At 61.1% G+C, this 16,993-nt stretch carries 17 protein-coding genes; 8 read left to right on the top strand and 9 right to left on the bottom strand.

Going from position 1 to position 16,993, the window contains the following annotated elements; translation table 11 throughout:
- Positions 1–39 precede the first annotated feature (39 nt).
- The 3 genes from BM036_RS13865 to BM036_RS13855 all read right to left on the bottom strand — a co-directional run bounded on the left by BM036_RS13865 (position 40) and on the right by BM036_RS13855 (position 2,109).
- Positions 40–939: a polyprenyl synthetase family protein gene (locus tag BM036_RS13865; RefSeq protein WP_091853351.1), complete on the bottom strand. Its 900-nt coding sequence runs from the start codon at positions 937–939 to the stop codon at positions 40–42.
- Positions 940–941: 2 nt separating this feature from the next.
- On the bottom strand, positions 942–1,208 hold the full coding sequence (locus tag BM036_RS13860) for an exodeoxyribonuclease VII small subunit (protein WP_091853349.1): 267 nt from the start codon (positions 1,206–1,208) through the stop codon (positions 942–944).
- Between the two features lie 121 nt (positions 1,209–1,329).
- Positions 1,330–2,109 (bottom strand): NRDE family protein, encoded by a 780-nt coding sequence (locus BM036_RS13855; RefSeq protein ID WP_091853346.1) that lies wholly within the window; start codon positions 2,107–2,109, stop codon positions 1,330–1,332.
- Between the two features lie 141 nt (positions 2,110–2,250).
- Here BM036_RS13855 and BM036_RS13850 point away from each other — a divergent pair, with 141 nt between their 5' ends.
- The 4 genes from BM036_RS13850 (at position 2,251) to BM036_RS13835 (ending at position 5,686) form a co-directional block, all read left to right on the top strand.
- On the top strand, positions 2,251–3,033 hold the full coding sequence (locus tag BM036_RS13850; protein WP_177186067.1) for a sulfite exporter TauE/SafE family protein: 783 nt from the start codon (positions 2,251–2,253) through the stop codon (positions 3,031–3,033).
- 9 nt (positions 3,034–3,042) lie between these two features.
- A complete protein-coding gene (lgt, locus tag BM036_RS13845; RefSeq protein WP_091853344.1) occupies positions 3,043–3,831 on the top strand; it encodes a prolipoprotein diacylglyceryl transferase in 789 nt (262 codons plus the stop codon).
- The gene (locus tag BM036_RS13840) at positions 3,828–4,667 is read left to right on the top strand and encodes a thymidylate synthase (protein WP_091853342.1); all 840 of its coding nucleotides are present in this window, start codon (positions 3,828–3,830) and stop codon (positions 4,665–4,667) included. Before lgt ends, BM036_RS13840 begins: the two co-directional genes overlap by 4 nt.
- Before the next feature lie 506 nt (positions 4,668–5,173).
- Entirely contained in the window at positions 5,174–5,686 is a 513-nt protein-coding gene (locus BM036_RS13835) for a dihydrofolate reductase (protein ID WP_091853340.1), read from the top strand.
- Here BM036_RS13835 and BM036_RS13830 read toward each other — a convergent pair.
- Complete coding sequence (locus tag BM036_RS13830; protein ID WP_091853338.1) at positions 5,674–7,191, bottom strand: DEAD/DEAH box helicase; 1,518 nt, start codon at positions 7,189–7,191, stop codon at positions 5,674–5,676. The genes BM036_RS13835 and BM036_RS13830 overlap by 13 nt on opposite strands.
- Positions 7,192–7,568: 377 nt before the next feature.
- On the opposite strand from BM036_RS13830, the gene BM036_RS13825 reads away from it, so the two are divergent.
- Entirely contained in the window at positions 7,569–8,354 is a 786-nt protein-coding gene (locus BM036_RS13825) for an acyl-CoA thioesterase (RefSeq protein WP_091853336.1), read from the top strand.
- A gap of 17 nt (positions 8,355–8,371) precedes the next feature.
- Here the strand turns inward: BM036_RS13825 and BM036_RS13820 are convergent, their stop codons facing one another.
- The 3 genes from BM036_RS13820 to BM036_RS13810 form a co-directional block, all read right to left on the bottom strand.
- A complete protein-coding gene (locus tag BM036_RS13820) occupies positions 8,372–9,265 on the bottom strand; it encodes a haloalkane dehalogenase (protein ID WP_091853334.1) in 894 nt (297 codons plus the stop codon).
- Positions 9,266–9,381: 116 nt separating this feature from the next.
- Positions 9,382–9,633: a hypothetical protein gene (locus BM036_RS13815; protein ID WP_091853333.1), complete on the bottom strand. Its 252-nt coding sequence runs from the start codon at positions 9,631–9,633 to the stop codon at positions 9,382–9,384.
- Between the two features lie 169 nt (positions 9,634–9,802).
- Complete coding sequence (locus tag BM036_RS13810) at positions 9,803–10,144, bottom strand: hypothetical protein (RefSeq protein WP_091853331.1); 342 nt, start codon at positions 10,142–10,144, stop codon at positions 9,803–9,805.
- A gap of 220 nt (positions 10,145–10,364) precedes the next feature.
- Here BM036_RS13810 and BM036_RS13805 point away from each other — a divergent pair, with 220 nt between their 5' ends.
- Positions 10,365–11,438, top strand: coding sequence for an AI-2E family transporter (locus BM036_RS13805; protein WP_091853329.1), 1,074 nt, complete (start codon positions 10,365–10,367; stop codon positions 11,436–11,438).
- Positions 11,439–11,524: 86 nt separating this feature from the next.
- Here BM036_RS13805 and ilvD read toward each other — a convergent pair whose 3' ends face one another.
- Positions 11,525–13,360: a dihydroxy-acid dehydratase gene (gene ilvD, locus BM036_RS13800; RefSeq protein ID WP_091853327.1), complete on the bottom strand. Its 1,836-nt coding sequence runs from the start codon at positions 13,358–13,360 to the stop codon at positions 11,525–11,527.
- A 335-nt stretch (positions 13,361–13,695) separates the two neighbouring features.
- Here ilvD and BM036_RS13795 point away from each other — a divergent pair, with 335 nt between their 5' ends.
- Both BM036_RS13795 and BM036_RS13790 read left to right on the top strand, forming a co-directional pair.
- Complete coding sequence (locus tag BM036_RS13795) at positions 13,696–14,946, top strand: HDOD domain-containing protein (protein WP_091853325.1); 1,251 nt, start codon at positions 13,696–13,698, stop codon at positions 14,944–14,946.
- 2 nt (positions 14,947–14,948) lie between these two features.
- On the top strand, positions 14,949–15,527 hold the full coding sequence (locus BM036_RS13790) for an LON peptidase substrate-binding domain-containing protein (RefSeq protein ID WP_091853323.1): 579 nt from the start codon (positions 14,949–14,951) through the stop codon (positions 15,525–15,527).
- A gap of 25 nt (positions 15,528–15,552) precedes the next feature.
- On the opposite strand, the gene BM036_RS13785 is transcribed toward BM036_RS13790, so the two are convergent.
- On the bottom strand, positions 15,553–16,992 hold the full coding sequence (locus BM036_RS13785; protein WP_091853467.1) for a bifunctional DedA family/phosphatase PAP2 family protein: 1,440 nt from the start codon (positions 16,990–16,992) through the stop codon (positions 15,553–15,555).
- Position 16,993: the final 1 nt, after the last annotated feature.

The following is a 16,993-nucleotide window of genomic DNA, read 5'->3' as shown; positions in this document are numbered from 1 at the left end:
GGCTATAAGGGGGCATTATAGGTCATGGGGCAGGGCGTTTCAGTAGCGTCGTGACACCACAAACTCGGCCATGCCCCTGAGGGCGTCCGCCTCGGGACCAAACCCTGACAGGTTGTCCTGGCACTGTTCCAACAGTGTGGCAAGGTAGGCCCGGGCGCCGTCAACCCCCATCAGGGCAGGGTAGGTCGGTTTACTGCGGGCCGCGTCCGAACCCTGACGCTTGCCGATGACGCTGGTATCACCTTCGATATCCAGCAGGTCGTCCTGCACCTGGAACGCCAGGCCAATGGCGCGGGCGTAGTGGCCAAGGGAATCCTGTCCTGACCGTTCGCCAGCTGCGGCAGGTACTGACAGCACACCCAGCCGGACACTGGCTTCGATTAATGCACCGGTCTTGCGCCGGTGCATCTGTTCCAGCTCTTCAAGGGACAGCTCCCGTCCCACCGCGCCCAGGTCAATAGCCTGTCCGCCGACCATACCGGCACTGCCACTGGCGGCAGCCAGTTGCTGGACCATGGCGAGGCGTGTGACAGCGGGTAACGAAGAATCACCAGCGAGCCATTCGAATGCCAGGGCCTGCAGGGCATCGCCGGCCAGTATGGCGGTGGCCTGGTCGAAACGGATGTGGGTGGTGGGGCGCCCGCGGCGGAGGTCATCGTCATCCATGGCGGGCAGGTCGTCGTGTATCAGTGAGTAGGCATGGATCAACTCCAGTGAGCAGGCTGGCACCAGGGCATGCCCTGGCTCGCCTCCGGCAGCCGAAGCGGCTGCCATGGCCAAGGCCGGGCGAATACGCTTGCCGCCGCCGAGAACGCTGTAGCGCATGGCTTCATGGAGTCGCCCCGGTTGCTGCTCTGGTGCAGGCAACCGTTTTGCAAGTGCCTCGTCAGTCAGCTTGGCACAGGTAGAGAGAAAGTCCTCAGTGAAGGCTTGGCGCATGGTCAGCCTGTCTCCCCGCTGTCTTCCGGCGGGTTGAACGGGCGGGTTTCCAGGGTGCCGTCGTCCCGCTCCACCAACTGCTGGACCCGCTGCTCCGCCTGGCGCAGTGCCTGCTGGCACTCCCTCGTCAGCCGGACGCCACGTTCAAAGGCGCCGAGGGATTGTTCCAGGGTTAGCTCGCCCTGCTCCAGGTCACGCACCAGGCCCTCGAGCTCGGCCAGGGATTTCTCAAAGTCGGCGATGGATGTGGTGTCCGGGGTGTCGGCCATGGGGCTCTCCGTCAGGTTCACGAAGCAATGTCTGGGCGTCTCGGTGACGAGTTGCTGCGCTTGGTCTCAGGTTCGGCAGTATAACAGAGCGATCACCGCTGCCGAACCTCGAACCGCAGGCTTACCCTGTCGTTGGTCGTTGCCAGCGGAAGTGCTGGCGTTCACCTTGCGTGCCTTCCCGACCCCACTGCTGCTCAGTCACCCGGATTTCGCCATTACGGCCAAGGGTGACCACGGTACTGGCACGGGTGCCATAGAAATCGGATGCGATAAAGGGTGAAGAGAGAAACCGCTCCTGCGCCAGTCCGACGCCGGTGTCCGGCAGCAGGTTGTCCGGCGCCGGTGTACTGTCGCCGAGGGGCTCGAGAAGCGCCTCGTGCAGGGCGTCCGGGTGTTGGGGGTCGCAAGTCGCCAGGGTGGCCCTGAGTTGCTCCCGCAGACGTACGAGCTTGGGCCAGGGACTTTGCAACAAGTGGTTACTGAGTCCGTATGTCCCCCGGTGGAGGGTGCGACCGGGGTGCGCATCCCGGTTGCTGTAATACCAGCCTTCCCGATCGCTCAGGTGAACCAGGTTGAAACCGGCATAGAGGTTGCCGTTATCGGCCAGGTCCTGTTTCAGCCTGTCTGTCGGCTGCTCCAGTGCAAGCAGGGGCAGCTTGCCCCGTGTGAGCCGTCCTGGCTCTCCACTTCCTTCGCGGACGTTGGTGACCGCAGTGATGATGCCTGTCCGGGACACTGCGAGCCAGGTACCACCGGAGCGGTCGTCCCGGCCAGCAAGGCATTGTTCTCCCGACCACCAGTGCATGGGCGTCGTGGGGCGGTCATAGAACTCGTCCCGGTTGGCGGCCATCACCAGGGGGAATTCGGGGTGTTGGTCAATAGCGAAAAGAATCAGGCACATACGGCTCCAGCGACAGCAATGGCGGTTGACGATTCCGGCACCAGCCTCCAGTGCCGGAAAGAGGCCGGTGAACGGCTATGGGCGTTTGTGTATGATACACGCTTTGATTTTCAACGGACGGCGGTGTTCATGTCCCTGTTTATGGTATTCGGGCTTTACCTGGCCCTTGGCGCACTGGCCGGGACCCTGGCGGGCCTGTTTGGTATCGGCGGTGGCCTGGTCATCGTACCGGTGCTGATTTTCAGCTTCGGGCTACAGGGTATCAGTGGCGAAATTGCAGCTCACCTGGCTGTGGGTACTTCCCTGGCGACAATAGTTTTTACGTCCATTAGCTCCGTTCGGTCCCATCACCTGAAAGGTGCGGTACGTTGGGAGGTATTCCGGCCCATGGTGGCGGGTATCGTCGTCGGGGCAGCATTCGGGGCGTGGACGGCCTCCCTGTTGAGCGGACCGGTGCTGGAACTGGTGATCGGTGTGTTTGTCATCCTGGTGGGCATCAAAATGCTGCTGGACATCAATCCCAAAACCGCCCGACCGGTGCCAGGCCGGGGCGGCTTGACCGGTGCTGGCGGCGTGATCGGCTGGGCGTCCGCCATTTTCGGCATCGGGGGCGGGACCCTGACCGTACCTTTCCTGAGCTGGCGCAGTGTGCCCATGCAGCAGGCGGTGGCGACGTCGGCGGCCTGCGGGCTGCCCATCGCCATTGCGGGTGCTACCACCAACTTGTGGACTGGATGGGGGCACCCGGCACTACCCGATTATGCGGTCGGGTTCGTGTATTTGCCGGCGCTGATCGGTATCGTGGCGACCAGCGTGTTGTTCGCCCGCTTCGGTGCCGTCCTGGCCCACCGCCTCGATGCAAAGTTGCTCAAGCGACTGTTCGCCGTGCTGTTGCTGATCGTCGGCGCCCGTTTCCTTCTCTGAGGTCTTTCCATGCTCAATCACCCCCAAATTGATCCGGTGGCCATTTCCCTGGGGCCGCTGAAGATCCACTGGTACGGACTCACTTACCTGGTTGGCTTCGCAGTCGGCTGGTGGCTGGGCAAGGTTCGTGCCCGCAAGGAGTGGACGCCGGTAAACGAACAGCAGGTAGGTGACCTGCTGTTCTATATCGCACTGGGGGTCATTCTGGGTGGCCGGTTCGGCTACGTCGTGTTCTACAATTTTGACCAGTTCCTTGGTGACCCCCTCTGGCTGTTGCGGGTATGGGAAGGAGGCATGTCTTTCCATGGTGGCCTGATCGGCGTGATGTTTGCCATGTGGTGGTATGGCCGCAAGATCGGCTGCGGGTTCTTCCGCATTGCAGATTTTGTCGCCCCCCTGGTACCCGTTGGCCTTGGTGCCGGACGGATCGGCAACTTCATAAACGGGGAGCTGTGGGGCAAACCGACGGATGTACCCTGGGGGATGGTGTTTCCACAGGCACCGGATGCCCTTGCCCGGCACCCTTCCCAGTTATATCAGTTCGCCCTGGAAGGGGTGGCCCTGTTCGTGGTCCTGTGGCTGTTCTCTTCAAAACCCCGTCCAACCATGGCAGTCTCGGGACTATTCCTGACTCTTTACGGGTGTTTCCGGGTCATCAACGAATTTTTCCGTCAGCCGGATCCGCAGCTTGGTTACCTGGCCTTTGACTGGCTCACCATGGGGCAGTTGTTGTCCCTGCCGATGATCATCGCCGGTCTTGTGCTGATGGTGTTTGCATACAGGGGCGTAAAATCATGAAAGCCTATCTCGATCTGATGAAGGATGTCGTGGCCAACGGCACGGACAAGGGCGACCGTACAGGTGTGGGCACCCGCTCGGTGTTTGGCCGCCAGTTGCGGTTCGACCTGGAGCAGGGCTTTCCATTGCTTACCACCAAGAAGGTGCACTTGCGCAGCATCATCTATGAGCTGTTATGGTTCTTGCAGGGGTCTACTGACAATAACTGGCTGCGGGATCGGAAGGTCACTATCTGGGACGAGTGGGCCCTCGATAACGGAGATTTGGGGCCAATCTACGGCAAGCAGTGGCGAAGCTGGCAGTGCCCGGACGGCCGGGTGGTGGACCAGATCAGCGAGGTCGTCGAGCAGATCCGCACCAAGCCCAACTCCCGGCGCCACATCGTGACGGCCTGGAACCCGGCGGAGCTGCCGGATGAGTCCATGGGGCCGCAGGAGAATGCCCGTGAGGGGCGCATGGCGCTGGCGCCGTGTCATTGTCTGTTCCAGTTCTATGTGGCGGACGGGCGGCTGTCCTGTCAGCTTTACCAGCGAAGCGCGGATCTGTTTCTGGGGGTGCCGTTCAATATCGCGTCCTACAGTTTGCTGACCCATATGATTGCACAGCAATGTGACCTGGAGGTGGGGGAGTTTGTGCACACTTTCGGGGACTGCCACCTGTACCAGAATCACCTGACAGATGACATTGTGTTCGAGCAGCTCAAGCGAAAGCCGGGGCGGTTGCCTACGCTGCGGATTTTGCGGAAGCCGGATTCGATTTTCGAGTATGAGTATGAGGATTTCGAAATCGAGGGCTATGAGCCGCAGGGTGTTATCAAGGCGCCTATTGCTGTTTAGCGTCGCGGTTGTAGCGTTTTATGGTTTGCGCCGGTTCTCTCTGTTCCAAACCGGAAACCTGGTGCCCACGCACGGCCAGCTGGTGACCCTTTCCGGAACACGCCGCAAGTTGGCCTTTAGAGTCTGTGTCTGCTAACGGTTGGGTTTTGCTAGCCCGCGGGGCGTGGCGAAGGCGCGCAAGCAGCCGGGGCCTTTTTCTGAAACACGCCGTGGATACGTCCCTGTTTTTGAAGGTTTCAGAAAAAGGCCCCGGCCACTTGCACACCCAAAGGTCCCCAGTAGGATTATCCGCGCTCGTTATGTCGCAACTGAGTTTTACGGGTTACAACGTTGTTCGCCTCTTGAGAGGTAACTCCATTGCATCTGGACAGATACCGGGTAGGTTGTTCCGGAACCTTCAAAAACAGGGACGTTTTTGAAGAGCCTACAGGGACGTATTCACGGCGTGTTCCGGAACAACCTACCCGGTAGCTGGCCCTTGCATCAGACCATGAAGGCCTGAACAGATGAGAAAAGCACTAATAGTAGCCATGTCCCGCAACCGGGTCATTGGTCGTAATAACAAGTTGCCGTGGTATTTGCCGGGAGACCTGAAGTATTTCAAGCAGGCCACCATGGGCAAGCCCATTATCATGGGCCGGAACACCTGGGAATCCATTGGCAGGGCGCTGCCAGGGCGTCTTAATATCGTAGTGTCGTCACAGGAACTGGAGTTACCCGCCGGTGTGGCGAAGGTGGAGACCCTGGAGGAAGCCTTCCGGATGGCTGAGGCCCAGGCCATGCTGGATGGTGTGGATGAAGTGATGGTGATCGGTGGAGGTCAGATTTACGAGGCTGTGCTGCCCGAGATCGACCGGATCTACATTACCCAGGTCCACGCCGAGATAGAAGGCGATGCGTTCTTCCCGGAAATAGACCTGGAGCAATGGCAGGAAATCGGACGGGAGGATTTCTCCGCGTCCGATCATAATCCCTACGACTACAGCTTTGTCGTCTACCAGCGGCCTCAGTCAGCCTGACGGCTCTTGGCCGGCTTGAAGCCGTCGCGCTTGCCGGCCGGCCTGGAGCCCGGCTTTCCTCCGGGCTTGTTGCCGCGATACCCGCCCGGCTTGCCACCAGGGCCACCCTTACGGAAATTGCTGCGCTTGCCGCCCGGGCCACCCTTACCCCGTGGTGGGTTGGCTGAGGGAATCGGAAGCTCTGAAGGGGTTTCCAGCGGCAGGGAGCCCGGTTGGGCGGACTCCATCCAGCAGGCCAGGGCGCCGGCCAGCATGGCCATGTCCATATCATTGCGCTCGGCAATATCGTCCAGCAGGCCCATGGCCTTGGCCAGCTTGCCGTCTTCAGTGAAGCCCATGAGCTGACTTTCGAACTGCTCCTGGCGGAGCTTCTGAAGTGCCGCCGGGGTGGGTAGTTCGTACGGCTCCATGGGCGAGTTGGTGGCACGTTCCAGGGTGCGCAGCCAGCTGCGCTCCCGGGGGGTTACCAGCAGGATTGCCTTGCCGGCGCGACCGGCACGTCCGGTACGGCCCACCCGATGGATGTACGCTTCACTGTCGTAGGGCACATCGTAGTTGATGACGTGGGTGATTCTCGGCACATCCAGGCCCCGCGCGGCCACGTCTGTGGCGATGAGGAGGTCCTTCTTGCCCCGCTTGAGGTCTTCCACGGTCTGTTCCCGCTGGCGTTGGTTAAGGTCGCCGTTGAGGGGAGCCACGGAGTGACCACGTGCAGCGAGTTTCTCGGCCAGCAGGGTGGTTTCTGCCTTGGTGCGCACGAAAATAATCGCCGCGTCAATCGGTTCCACTTCCAGGATGCGGGTCAGTGCATCCAGCTTACGCTCACCGAAGGTGGGCAGTACGAACTGGGCGATCCGCTCAACGGTGCGGGTTTCGCTCTTGATTTTGACTTCCCGGGCGTCGCTCAGGTAGGTGTTGGCAACCCGGGCGATGGCCGGCGGCATGGTGGCAGAGAACAGCGCCCGCTGGCAGCTGTCCGGTGTGCTGGCGAGGATGGCTTCGACATCGTCGATAAAGCCCATACGCAGCATCTCGTCCGCTTCGTCCAGCACCAGGGCCTTCAGGTTGTTCAGCTTCAGCTTGCCGCGGCGGAGGTGGTCCAGCAGGCGGCCGGGAGTGCCGACTATAACCTGGGAGCCCCGGTTCAGGGCCTTGAGCTGGGGCGCAAAATCGGCGCCGCCGTATATAGGCAGTACGTGAAGCTGGCGGAAACCGCTGGCATAGGTGGTAAAGGCTTCTGCCACCTGGATGGCCAGCTCCCGGGTCGGGGTCAGTACCAGAATCTGGGTGGACAGGTCATCGGCGTCGATTCGGCTGAGCAAAGGCAGCGCGAAAGCGGCTGTCTTGCCAGTGCCGGTCTGGGCGATGCCCAGCAGGTGATGGCCTTCCAGCAGAACGGGGATGGCCTGGGCCTGGATCGGAGACGGAGTTTCGTAGCCGACGGTACGGACAGCTTCAAGCACGGCCGGGTCGAGGCCGAGCTCAGCAAAGGTTTTTTCTGACATTCAATTACCTGGTATTCGGGGTGGGGGAGCCATAGAACGAGAGGCCGGTTACAGTCTGAAACCGGGAAGGCGTGGGCTCCTGAAGCTACCGGCTGAGCGCGTCGGGGTAGCCTGATGAACCTTCGACGGCTCGCGAACCCCATAAACCCGGCTGGTATCGTCACGGACCTGTCGCCGATAGGCATTCTTGTCCGTGGGTCTGGTCATCCTGATGATGACGGAGCGCAGTATACGCGGTTGTCAGCGGGTTTTATAGCGCTGCGGCCAGTCCGGCGGTAGGTATTTGCCGGTGCGGCTTGTGTCCAGGCGGGCTTTGGGGCAGTCTTTGGGGTTTATTTGATACGCATCCTCATCAATTAACCGGAGACACTACAACGATGAATCTCGAGGAAATCCTTGCATCGGCAGCTAGCAACGAAGTCACTATCCCTGCGATCTGGGCGCAGGGGCGGGCCACCTTCGGGGGCCTGACCGGGGCCCTGGCTTGTGAGCGGATGCAGTCCGTGGTAACTCCGGGGCGCCCTCTGCGGGCCATGCAGGTTTCCTTCGTGGGACCAGTTGAGCCAGGAGTACCGGTCGCACTGGAAGTGGAACTGCTGCGAGAAGGCAAGGCGGTCAGCCAGGCCATGGTCAGGATGGTGCAGGACGGCACCACCCGGCTGGTTGCTATGGGTGCCTATGGCAGTGGTCGTGAGTCGGTGGTCAGTGTGCCTCCGCTGTCCGCCCCTGAAGCACCGGTGCCTGAAGATTGTGCGCCAACCCCGTTCATCAAGGGCAGAATGCCCGACTTTGCCCAGTTTATCGAGATGCGCTGGTGTTTCGGTAGCCGTCCGTTCACCGGTGAAAAGCATCGGGACATGGGTGGCTGGATGCGGTTCCGCGAGACGCCTTCGCAGCTGGACGACCCCGCCATCGTGGCCCTGATTGACGCCTGGCCACCGGTGCCCCTGTCCCATCTCACAGAGTTTGCCCCCAACAGCTCTTTGACCTGGTCGGTCGAAATGATGGACCCACGCCCTACCGTCAAAGTTGATGACTGGTTGATGTACCGGGCAGAAATCGACAAGGCGGATGACGGCTATGCCAACACCCATGCCCAGATCTGGAACCGCCAGGGGGAACTGGTGGCCATCAGCCGCCAGACCGTGACGGTCTTCGGGTAAGCCTGCTTCGCCGACGGTCAGGCCGCCAGGCTTGGCCGGCAGGCATTAATGATAACCCTGGCGAAGCTTTCGGCGGCATCTTCCTGCAGGAAGTGACCGCCGGACAGGGTGATATGGGGCTGCCCAAGGGCACCGGGTACTTTTCGCTGCAAAGGCCGATGGCCGCCACGGGTACCCGGGTCAGAATCGCTGAAACAGGTGATGAATGGCTTCTGCCACCCCTCCAGGAAGCGCCATAACCGCTGGCGGTTCAGTTCCTTGTGTGGTTGCCCGAGAGTGCCCGCGAATGATCTTGCGCCGGCCTTGTAACGGTCACTGGGGAACGGCGCATCGTAGGCGTTCCGTTCCTCACGGGTCAGGGGGCGGGTGGTGCCCAACTGTATCAGTTGCGGAACCGGGAACCAGGGGCTGTAGCGGGCGAACATCCGCCAGATACTGGTGGCGGGTGGGTTGTCTCCTTCCCTGGGGACCACGGCATTGGCCGCGATAATCCGGCTGAATCGGTCCGGTTGCCGCATGACCAGGGCCAGTGCCAGCAGCGAAGTCCGGTTCTGGCACACCAGGGTGACATTGCTCAGATCCAGCGCCAGCAGCCAGCGCTCCAGCCAGTCCAGGTGCCTCTCGAAGGAATAGTCCTGCTGATCCTCGGGTTTGTCCGATTTGCCAAAGCCAATAAGGTCCGGTGCCAACACCCGCAGCCCGGCATCCGCTACCAGCGGGATCATATGACGATAGAGGTAGGACCACCCGTGCTCACCATGGAGCATAACCACCGGCGCCGCGTTTGTAGTGCCATGGTCCACGTAGTGGAGACGAAGGGGGGTGTCGGTACCTACCTCGACATATCGGGGAGTGTAGGGGAAATCCGGCAAAGCCCGGAAGCGGGACTCGTCGGTTCTTAGAATACGCATACCATCGACTGCTCTGGCTGATTGCAAGCGTGTCCGGAGGACTTGGTGGGAACCAGCTTAGAGCAGATGGTGGTTTCTTGTGTGGGCTTTACGTAACAGAGCGTTATTAATTTGAATCAGACGGCGATGCGGTTCTCGTCACGTTCCCGGTCAGCGGCGCGCATGGCTTCATCGCAACAGTTCACCGCGCCGCAGTCATCCGCTGAACACAGGCCAATGGTATCGCAGGGCAGGTCGTAGCGGTTCTCACCCTCATTGGCAAAGATTCGCTTGGCCGGAAGTATGGACCGGCAATGGCCGCAAAGCAGTGTGGGAACAGTGCTGTTCTCGGCCAGTTGTGCAGTGTAGAAATCGTGGTACTCGCTCATGGTAGCTCCTTGTCAGCATATCCTTGCGGCTCGCCCCGAGCTGCCCAGGTATGGTCAGTCCAGGGGAGGGCACACCGCATACACAATAGGGCTTTAATGTGACAATTAAAGGTCCCTCCTAGGCTGAAACTACGTTCGGGGCATTAAGGCTGGTTCACTTTCCGGCCGTTCAGGTTTCGGGGGGCAGTGGGCGGCGATTGGAACGTTTGTCCTCCCAGCCCAAATCCCGCGGGTCATACCACCCGAGGTCCTGGAGAACCTGGTCACGGGTATGGTCGGAGAGGGTCTCCCACAGCACCTCGAATGCTTCCACGGCCCGGTCGCGCTGACGTCGCTGCCTGCTGCGCAGGCGGGCAATGAGCTGGGGCAGTCGCAGGGCATCCCCCAGCTGCCCGGGCACCAGTACCTCCTGGCCCATAACCTTGCGGCGATGGGTCCGCCTCGCCAGGACCGCAGCAAGGGCCTCCGCCGCCTGTAACGCTGTTTCTTCGTTGAAGTCGTCGCCTGCCACTGTTCCGACCTTTCAGAAAACCACGGGTCTCCCCGGCACCCCGATTCTCGACTGGTAACGGGGATAGAATCCCTGGCGCGAGACGTCGGCCGCAATGACTGACCGGCCTTTATCGGAAATACCCCAACCGATTACTATACCCTGCCGGAGGCGGAACTGGCCATGCCGGGGTCGTTAAGGTATAAGCCGTATTCACACCCGCACAAAGGAATGCTGTCTGATGAAGTACGAAAGCCTGGAGCGCTGGACCTTCCTGGGAAGCCTGTTGCTGGTCTCGCTGGCGTTCCTGTTCCTGCTGAAGCCCTTCTTTGGACCGATTTTCTGGGCGGTGGCCATCGCCCTGATCTTTCACCCGGTCCGGCAACGGCTGGCAGGGCGGATTGGGGATCGGCCCAACCTGGTGGCGTTGCTGACCCTGATGATCTGCATGGTTATTGTCATCATCCCGGTGATGGTGCTGATTTCGTCCCTGGTAGCGGAAGGCCTGGCGGTGTATCAGAAAATCCAGGATGGAGACATCCGTCCCGGGGAATACCTGGATCAGGTCAACCAGTCGTTCCCTGCCATCGAAGCGTTCCTTTCGCAATTCAACCTGGATTTCTCAGCCTTGCGGGATCGCCTGGTTTCCGGCGTTGCCGGTGCCAGCCAGTTCCTCGCAAAGCAGGCCCTGGGGCTTGGTCAGAACACCTTTCAGTTTTTCCTCAGCCTGGCCCTGATGATCTATCTGGCGTTTTTCCTGCTGCGTGATGGTTCCCGGCTGGTGGAACTGCTCATACAGGCCCTGCCGCTGGGGGATGAGCGAGAACGCCTGCTGTTCGCCAAGTTTGCCGAAGTCACTCGGGCTACGGTCAAGGGCAACCTTTTGATTGCCATTATCCAGGGTGCCCTGGGCGGCGTGATTTTCTGGATCCTCGGGATTACCGGCGCGTTGCTCTGGGGCGTGGTCATGGCCATATTCTCGCTGTTGCCGGCGGTCGGCGCCGCGGTGGTGTGGGTGCCGGCGGCGATTTACCTGGCAGCCGTTGGTGACTATGTGCCGGCGCTTGTCCTGACCGCATTCGGTGCGATCGTTATTGGCCTTGCGGATAACCTGCTGCGTCCAATCCTGGTGGGGAGGGATACCAAGCTGCCGGATTACATCGTGTTGCTGTCCACCCTGGGTGGGCTGGTGATGTTCGGCATCAACGGATTTGTGATGGGACCGTTGGTAGCGGCGCTATTCATGGCCTTCTGGGGAATCTTCATCCGGGAATTCAGTGAACAGGAACCGATTCTGTCACCGCAAGATAAGTGACCTGCACAATATCCGCCTCACTGAAAAATTCGCCAGCTCCAGATGGTTTAACCGCCTGCAGCTGGCGCTTCTGTCATGCCGCCGGGTCAATCCAGTTTGGTGAGATCCCGCACGGCACCCTTGTCAGCACTGGTGGCCAGCAGGGCATAGGCTTTCAGGGCTGCAGACACTTTACGGATCCTGGGGGATGCCGGCTTCCAGCCCTCGGCGTCACGCTGTTCGCGCCGCCGGTCCAGCTCATGCTGGTCGATCTCCACATTGATGCTGCGATTGGGAATATCGATGCGGATCAGGTCGCCGTCCTCGATAAGGCCAATGGCGCCTCCTGCAGCGGCCTCCGGTGATGCGTGGCCGATGGACAGGCCGGATGTGCCGCCTGAGAACCGGCCGTCGGTGAGAAGAGCGCACTCCTTGCCCAGCCCCTTTGATTTCAGGTAACTGGTCGGGTAGAGCATTTCCTGCATACCCGGGCCCCCTTTCGGCCCTTCGTAACGAATGATCACCACTTCGCCAGCTTTGACCTGGTCGCCCAGAATGCCCTCCACGGCGGCGTCCTGGCTTTCGAACACACGGGCCCGGCCTTCGAACACGTAGATGCTCTCATCCACACCCGCGGTTTTAACCACGCAGCCATCCCGGGCAATGTTGCCATACAGGACGGCCAGGCCGCCCTCGGAGGAATAGGCATGTTCAACCGAGCGGATACAGCCGTTCTCCCGGTCACCATCCAGCGAGGGCCAGCGGGTGCTCTGACTGAAGGCCTCCTGGGTCGGAATGCCGGCGGGGCCAGCCTTGTAGAATTCCACCACATCCGGGGTCGGGTTGCGCATGATGTCCCACTTGTCCAGCGCCTCGGCCATGGTTCGGCTGTGTACGGTGGGCAGGTCGGTGTTAATCAGCCCGCCCCTCTCCAGTTCGCCGAGGATCCCCATGATGCCACCGGCCCGGTGTACGTCTTCCATGTGGTACAGGGGTGAGTTCGGCGCTACCTTGCACAACTGTGGCACCTTACGGGAAAGCTGGTCGATTTCATTGAGGGTGAACGGCACCCCGCCTTCCTGGGCTGCAGCAAGAAGGTGCAGGATCGTGTTGGTGGACCCGCCCATGGCAATATCCATCACCATGGCGTTTTCGAAGGCGGCCATGGAGGCGATACTCAGGGGCAGTACGCTGGCGTCGTCCTGCTCGTAGTAACGGCGGGCGTTTTCGACGATCTGCCGGCCGGCCCAGAGGAACAGACGCTCGCGGTCAGAGTGGGTGGCCAGCGTTGAACCATTGCCGGGTAGTGCCAGGCCGATAGCTTCGGTCAGGCAGTTCATGGAGTTGGCGGTAAACATACCCGAGCATGAACCGCAGGTGGGGCAGGCGCTGCGCTCGTACTCTTGCACCTGCTCGTCGCTGGCATTGGGGTCAGCGGCGATGACCATGGCGTCCACCAGGTCCAGCTTGTGTTCGGACAGCTTGGTCTTGCCAGCTTCCATGGGGCCGCCGGAGACAAAGATGGTGGGGATGTTAAGCCGCATGGCGGCCATCAGCATGCCCGGGGTGATCTTGTCGCAGTTCGAGATGCACACCAGGGCATCGGCGCAATGGGCGTTGACCATGTACTCCACCGAGTCCGCAATGATCTCACGGGATGGCAGCGAATAGAGCATGCCGTCATGGCCCATGGCAATGCCGTCGTCCACCGCAATGGTGTTGAACTCCTTGGCAACACCGCCGGCGGCCTCGATCTCCCGGCAGACCAGTTGCCCAAGGTCCTTGAGATGGACATGCCCGGGTACGAACTGGGTGAAGGAGTTGGCAACGGCAATAATGGGTTTGCCGAAGTCATCGTCTTTCATCCCCGTGGCTCGCCAAAGGGCCCGGGCCCCCGCCATGTTGCGGCCGGCGGTTGAGGTGCGTGAACGATAGTCTGGCATGGCTGGTCTCTCGCTTTGTTCAACGGTCAGTTGGAGCCGTGTTTTGTCCGGGCACACTTCTGCCCCGGGACGGGGAAGATGCCGCTACAGCACAGTGGCCGGCTGGAGCACGGGCTGGATGCAAACCGTTGAGGATACCAGATTACCGGCGTATCGCATGGTTGTTTTCCCCGGCGGTATTTACAATACTTCACAGTCCGGGTAACCGTTCCCGGAAAGGTGCGGATTTCAGCGCAGATCAACTGTTGCCACTGAATATCCGGCTCAGGGCGCCCTTTAACCGAGGGTGATATTTTCCGGGATGTTTGTCTGCTGTCCGGAACAGGGAGTTGTCAATGACCGTTCGTGAAAACCTGGCGCTGAGCCGGCTCAGAGAATTCCGTCCGCTTGATCGTCTGACCGATGAGCAGCTCGTGGTGCTGGTCAGTCGGGCTGAACGCCGGGTGCACCGCCCCGGTCAGAAGATCGTTGAGCGGGGAGCCCGGGATGGTATGGACTTCTTCCTGCTCAAGGGCGCCGTGGAACTGGTCGCTGCTGATGGCCGACAGACCACTGTGAGCGCCGATACGGACAAGGCAAACACCGCCATAGCCCGCCTGCAACCGCGAATGTTTGATGTCACCGCCATACAGCCCTGTGAGTTCCTGGTGATTGAACAGGCCGTGCTGAACAAGCTACTGCAAGCCGCTCCCCTCGAGCATTCAGACGGCGGCAGTGCCAGTGACGGAGATGCCGATGAAGAACATCGGCTGCTGATGGAGTTCTACGCCGAGCTCAGGTCGAACCAGGTCAGCCTGCCAAGCCTCCCGGACGTTGCCTGGAAGGTCCGGCGGCTGGCTGACCGGGAGGACTCCTCGGCTGATGACATTGCCCGCGCCCTGACCGCAGATCCGGCCATGTCCGCCAAGCTGGTTCGCTCATGTAACAGTGCGCTTTACCGGGGGTTCAGCGAGGTTCGCAATGTACGCGACGGCGTTGTCCGGCTGGGAGTAAGGACTACCCGTCAGCTGGTTACCGTATTTGCCCTGCGTGAAGTGTTCCGCAGCCGGCAACCGGAATTGCAGAAAGCCATGGACAGGCTCTGGCAGGAAGCACGAAGTGTCGGGGCGCTGGCCTACGTACTGGCGGAGTCGGCGACCCGCCTTGAGCCAGAGGAAGCCCTGTTGGCCGGTTTGTTGCACAACATTGGGGCGATTCCGGTTCTGGTGCATGCCGAGCACCATCCCGCCCTGGTGGCCAGCCCTGCCGCCCTGGAGCGGGCCCTTGCCGAACTGCAGTCGGACATCGGTGCAGCCATCCTGGATCACTGGCACTTCCCGGCGGCCTTCGTGGAAGCTGCGCGGCACGGCGATGACTGGTTCTATGAGTGCCCTGAAGAGCGCCCACAACTGGTGGACCTGGTAATTGTTTCCCGACTCCACGCCCGCATTTCGGAGGGTCGTAACGATGGTTTGCCCGAGTTCGAACAGGTTCCCGCCTACCGTCGACTTGGCGCCCTCGAACTGACGGCTTCCCGCAGTCTCAAACTGCTGGAGGCAGCCAGGGAGCGACTGGACGAACTGCAGCGACTTCTGGCGGGGCAGTGAGCATGGTTTCAGCCGTCCCCCTGTTTCCCCTGAGCTCGACGGTACTTCCCGGAGGCCGTATACCCCTGCAGCTGTTTGAGCCCCGTTATCTGGACATGCTGGCCCGGTGCCTGAGGGAGCAGCAGGGTTTCGTGGTGGTGTTGCTGAGAGAGGGGCAGGAGGTTGACAGCCAGGCGGCGTTCTACGATATCGGTACCTACGTGCAGATCACGGACTTCCAGCAGCTGGATAACGGCCTGCTGGGGATTACCGCAGAGGGGCTATGGAAAGTTGCGGTCAGCCGCAGTTGGCGCGCGCCCGACGGCCTCAATCTGGGCGACGTTGAGCGTCTGCCCGAGGAACCGGAGGACACCTTGCCGTCTGCTTATTCGGAGCTGGCGGCGGTGCTTCGCGCGTTGCTGCGGCATCCGGTGGTCAACAAGCTGGAGCTGACGGTTGATTTCGCCAGTGCGCGGGAGGTGGGGTGGCGCCTGACAGAGCTACTACCCCTGGACAGCCAGGAAAAACAGCGATTGCTTGAATGCCAGGATCCGCTGGAACGACTCGACCGGTTGTCATCGCTACTGGATGCCATGGACTGACGGCCTGCAAGCTGCGGGCACTCTCTTAACCGGGAAACGAATAGACCAGTCGAGCCGGTGACCATTGCCACCAGATGTAAGATCCCAGGAACGCTGCCCACAGCACCACTGCAAGCCCGGTAAAACTATCCGCAGACAATGGTGTGCGGTCATACCGGCTGTAGCTGGCACGCACCAGGCCACAGATTGCCAGTCCCAGTAACAGTCCGCCCACCACATCAGTGAACCAGTGTACTCCCAGTGCCACCCGGCTGACAGCGACCAGAACCATGGGCACGCTGAACACCAGGTAGATTCGCCAGCGCCTTGCAGGTCGCCACTCCCTGGCGACAAAGGCCGCCGCCATGCCCGTAAAAACGGTAATCCCGGCGGCGTGGCCACTGGGAAAGGCGAAGCTTGCCGGTGGTTCGGTCACCAGCGTGGGGCGGGCAATGGCGAAGCCGTTTTTCAGCAGGGTAACGCTCACGCTAGTCAGTAACAGTGCGGCTACCAGGTGCGCGGCGGCACTGTAATAGCCCCGCAAAAACAGTGCGCTGGCCATCAGCACCGAGCCGACCACCAGAACCGGTGGGTCCCCGGCCAGTGTCAGCAGCAGGAACACCGGGTCGGTCAGGGGGCTGCGGAGGGTATTGGTAAGATCCCGAAAGTAGTGGTCGAGCGACAGCAGCAAGCCTGTTGCCTGACTGAAAAGACTCCAGAGTACAAAGCCACCGCTTGCCCCCAGCGCCAGGCACAGGGAGGCCAGGGGGAACTCGCCTCCCTGTGCAGGCCGCTCACTGTAAAGGGCTCGCCAGAACCGGTGGGTGGCGTTGTACCGTGCCATGGATTGCTCAAGCCATTGGTAGAGGCGGCTGCGGTTGCGCAGCCCCAGTTGCATGCGAACGAAAAGGAACCACGCCAGCAGCAGCACCCCGGCAGCGCCGGCGCCCAGGCCATATAGTGCCGGTGGTATCGGTTCAGGCCCCGCAAGGGCGGCACCCACGGCAAAACCGGGCAGCAGGTAACAGGGTGCCCAGGCAAGGGCGGACGCAATATTTACCAGTACAAAGCGGCGGGCTGGCATGTTGAATGCGCCGGCCACCATGGGGATAAATGGCCGTACGGGCCCTACGAACCGCCCGATCACGACGCTCTTGCCTCCGTGGCGTACAAACAGGCTTTCGGCCCGGCGCACCATGACCGGATGTCGGCGGAAGGGCCAGACCTGGTGAAGTCTTCCTCTCAGCCGTTGACCCAGCCAGAAACTCAGCAGGTCACCAACAATGGCTCCCGCAGCACCCCAGACCAGGATGTACAAAACCGGCGTGCCCGTCTGGCCGGCCAGTACCGCAATTGCAAAAAGGATCGCTACGCCTGGCACCAGAATGCCTGCGACAGCCAACGATTCAAGTAGCGCGGTTGCAAACACGGCAGCTGAGAGCCAGCCAGGGTTGGTCGCCAGCCAGAGGGTCAGGTCCTGGATCATT

Origin of the sequence: Marinobacter segnicrescens (genome assembly GCF_900111555.1) — a bacterium.
GTDB lineage: Bacteria > Pseudomonadota > Gammaproteobacteria > Pseudomonadales > Oleiphilaceae > Marinobacter > Marinobacter segnicrescens.
This window is presented reverse-complemented; position numbering and strand designations above follow the sequence as displayed.